A 4,066-nucleotide genomic window follows, 5' to 3' on the forward strand; every position below is an offset into this window, starting at 1 on the left:
CGGTGGGTTCGAGTCCGGCTGCGGTGAGGGCGTCGTGGATGACGCGTTGTTGGGAGGGTCCGTTGGGTGCGGTGAGGCCGTTGCTGGCGCCGTCCTGGTTGATGGCTGAGCCGCGTAGGACGGCCAGTACGGGGTGTCCTTGGGCTTGGGCGTCGGAGAGGCGTTCGATTATCAGCAGGCCGACGCCTTCGGAGAATCCGGTTCCGTCGGCTGTTGCTGCGAAGGATTTGCAGCGGCCGTCTGTGGAGAGTCCGCGTTGTCTGCTGAATTCGATGAAGGTGGCGGGTGTTGCCATGACGGTGGCGCCGCCGGCGAGGGCCATGTCGCATTCGCCGCTGCGTAGGGCTTGGGCGGCCATGTGGAGGGCGACGAGGGAGGAGGAGCAGGCGGTGTCGATGGTTACGGCGGGTCCTTCGAGGCCGTAGGTGTAGGCGATGCGTCCGGAGACGACGCCTGCGCTGCTGCCGTTGCCGATGTATCCCTCCAGTTCTTGGGGGATGTGGTGGCTGAGTCGGGCGCCGTAGTCGCTGTACATGGTTCCGGTGTAGACGCCGGTTCGGGTGCCGCGGAGGGTGGTGGGGAGGATGCCGGCGTTTTCCAGGGCTTCCCAGGTGGTCTCCAGAAGGAGTCGTTGTTGTGGGTCGGTGGCGAGGGCTTCTCGGGGGCTCATGCCGAAGAAGTCGGGGTCGAAGTGGTGGGCGTTGTGGAGGAAGCCGCCGTGTTGGGTGTAGCTGGTTCCGGGGTGTTCGGGGTCGGGGTGGTAGAGGGTGTCCAGGTCCCAGCCGCGTTCTTGGGGGAAGCTGCTGATGCCTTCGCGTCCTTCGGAGACGAGTTGCCACAGGTCATCGGGTGAGGCGACTCCGCCGGGGTAGCGGCAGGCCATCCCGACGATCGCGATGGGCTCGTCGTGGGGCGCGGTGGTTCTCGGGATGAGCGTCGCTTTCCGGGGGCCGGTGTTGCCGGTGAGTTGGGTGTGGAGGTGGGTGGCCAGTGCGGCGGGGGTGGGGTGGTCGAAGACGAGGGTGGCGGTCAGGCGCAGGCCGGTTGCGGTGTTGAGGCGGTTGCGCAGCTCCACCGCCGTCAAGGAATCGAAACCCAGGTCTTTGAAGGGGCGTTCGTCCGCCCCATTCGCTGCCCGCGTGTGTCCCAGGACGGCCGCGACATGCGTACGCACCAGATCGAGCAGCAGCTGACGCTGCTCGTCCCGCTCCAGTCCCGCCAAGCGCTCGGCCCATGGCGCGTTCGAGCGATCCCGGGCAGGGGTGCTTCGGCGCAGCGGGGTGCGGACGAGACCGCGCAGAACGGGCGAGAGGGTGCCCGCCTCCGCCTGGGCGCGGAGCGCGGGGAGGTGCAAGTGCGCGGCGGTGTACGCGGGTGTGCTGGTGCGGACCGCGGTGTCCCAGGCGGCCATGCCGTCGGCGGCCGTGAGGGGGCTCAGCCCGTTGCGGGCGAGACGTGCCTGGTCGGTGTGGTCCAGGTGGCTGGTGAGTCCGCTGGTCTGTTCCCAGAGTCCCCAGGCGAGGGAGGTGGCGGGGAGTCCTTGGGTGTGGCGGTGGTGGGCGAGGGCGTCGAGGAAGGTGTTGGCGGCGGCGTAGTTGGCCTGCCCCGGGTTGCCCAGGACTCCGGCGGCGGAGGAGTAGAGGACGAAGGCGGACAGGTCGGTGCCGGCGGTCAGCTCGTGCAGGTTCCAGGCGGCGTCCACCTTGGGCCGCATCACCGCGTCGATCCGCTCGGGAGTCAGCGCGGTGAGCACACCGTCGTCCAGAACTCCGGCGGTGTGGATGACTGCGGTGAGGGGGTGTTGGTCGGGGATGGTGGCCAGGAGGGTGGCGAGGGTTTGGCGGTCGGTGGTGTCGCAGGCGGTGATGGTGACGTGGGCGCCTGCTGTGGTGAGTTCGGCCGCGAGTTCCGTGGCGCCAGGGGCGTCGGGTCCGCGTCGGCTGGTGAGCAGGAGGTGGCGTACCCCGTGCTCGGCCACCAGGTGACGGGCGAGCAGTCCGCCCAGGGTGCCGGTACCACCCGTGATCAGCACGGTCCCGTCCGGATCCAGCGTGGACGGGACGCCGGCGGCGCCGCCGCCCCCCTCGGACACAGCGGACACAGCGGACACAGCGGACACAGCGGGCACGGCGGACGCGACTGTGACCTCGGACGCGCGCAACCGGGGCACGCGCACGGCGCCATCCCGTAGCGCGAGCTGTGGCTCACCCGTCGCCACGGCATGAAGGAGCGCGGCGCGGGACGCATCCGAACCGTCGTGGTCGATGATGTGGAAACGTCCGGGGTGCTCCGTCTGTGCACTGCGGACGAACCCCCACAGCGCGGCCCCCACGAGATCGCGGATCCGCTCGCCGGACTCGGTGGCCACCGCGCCACGTGTCAGGATGACCAGTCGGATGTCCGCGCAACGGTCGTCGCTGAGCCACTCCTGGAGCAGCGCGAGCAGCTGGGTCGTCGCGCGCCGGGTCGCGGCGGCCGGGCCACCGCCGTCCGGGTTGTCCGCCTGGGCGGCCGTGACGAACGGCACCACGACGACCTCCGGACGAGACCGGCCGCCCTCGCCCTCGCGGTCGCCTTCACCCTCATCCTCGCCCTCGAAGGATTCCCGCAAGGAGGTCAGATCGGCGACACCGCAGGCGCCGAAGTCGAAGTCGGAGTCGAAGTCTGAGTCGAGGTCGGAGTCGGGGTCGTCATCGCTCTCCCCACCGAGTACCCCGGGGCCGAGGACGACGACAGCCGGTGTCAGCTGTCCCGCCGCTGCGGCTGCCGTTCCTGCCTTCGGCTCGGTCGTGGCCTTGGACGCGGGCCCGGCACCGTCGTCCGACGCGTCCAGCAGCGGCCACGTCAGGTCGAAGAGGGTGTCCTGGCGACGGCCGGCGGAGCGTACGAGCTGGTCGCGGGTGAGGGGGCGGGTGGTCAGCGTCTCGACTGCCGCGACGGGGCGGCCCTCGACATCGGCCAACTCCAGCGACACCGCGCCCGTCCCCTCGTCGCCAGTGGGCGACAGGCCGGGCGCGATCCCGGCCGGAGTGAGGCGGACTCGCAGCGCCGCAGCGCCGGTCGCTCGCAGCGTCACCCCCGACCAGGAGAACGGCAGAGGTACGGTGTCGGCCGCCTCGTCGCCCTCGCCATTCCCGGTCGTTCCCGCCGCGGGCGCGTGCTGCGGGCTGAGGAAGAGCGTGTGCAGCGCGGCGTCGAGCAGCGCGGGGTGCAGCACGTGCCCCTCGGTTCCGCCGGTACCGCTCGTACCGCCGGTCCCGAGGGTGTCCGGGTCCTCCGGGAGGGCGACCTCCGCGTATATGGCGTCGCCGACCCGCCACGCGGCGCCGAGCCCCTGAAAGGCCGGACCGTAGTCGAGCCCACGCGCTGCCAGCGTGTCGTACAGCTCCTCCGTATCGAGGCGCGCGGCTCCCGCCGGAGGCCACTCGGCGAACGAAGCGGTGGCGGCTGCGGCGGCCGGCGCCTCGGAGACGAGGGTTCCGGTGGCGTGCTGCGTCCAGTCCCCGTCGGAACCCCAGTGGCTGCCGAGGTCGCCGTCGTCACCGGTCCCGGCCCCGGCGCTACGGTCGGCACTCGGCCGGGACCGGACGCTCAGGGCCCGCCGACCGCCCTCCGCCCCCTCGGACGGCCCGACAACGACCTGGAGCTGCACGGCAACCCGCTCCGACAGCGGCAACGGCGCGTGCAGCGTCAGCTCTTCGAGGTGACCACACCCCATACGGTCACCCGCGTACAACGCCAGTTCGGCGAAGGCGGCACCCGGGAGCAACGGTTGCCCGTACACCGCGTGGTCGCCGAGCCACGGGTGATCGACGAGGGAGATGCGCCCTGTGAAGAGGACCCCCCCGCCGAGGAGTTGGACGGCCGCGCCGAGGAGCGGGTGATCCGAGGTATCCAGCCCCGCCGAGGCCACATCCGCGCTACCGCCGCGCTGCGGAGCGAGCCAGTAGGGGTGGTGTTGGAAGGGGTAGGTGGGGAGGTGGGGTGTGTGGGTGTGGGTGTGGGTGTGGTGGTTGGGGGTTGGGGTGGTGGTCCAGGTGGTGGGGGTGTGTCCGTGGGTGTGGGC

General features: G+C 71.2%; 1 protein-coding gene. It reads right to left on the reverse strand.

From position 1 onward, the window contains the following. A partial coding sequence (locus tag ABD339_RS33325; protein WP_344570919.1) for an SDR family NAD(P)-dependent oxidoreductase occupies positions 1-4,066 on the reverse strand: 4,066 nt, incomplete at both ends.

It is taken from the genome of Streptomyces axinellae, assembly GCF_039532135.1.
GTDB classification, from domain to species: Bacteria; Actinomycetota; Actinomycetes; order Streptomycetales; family Streptomycetaceae; genus Streptomyces; species Streptomyces axinellae.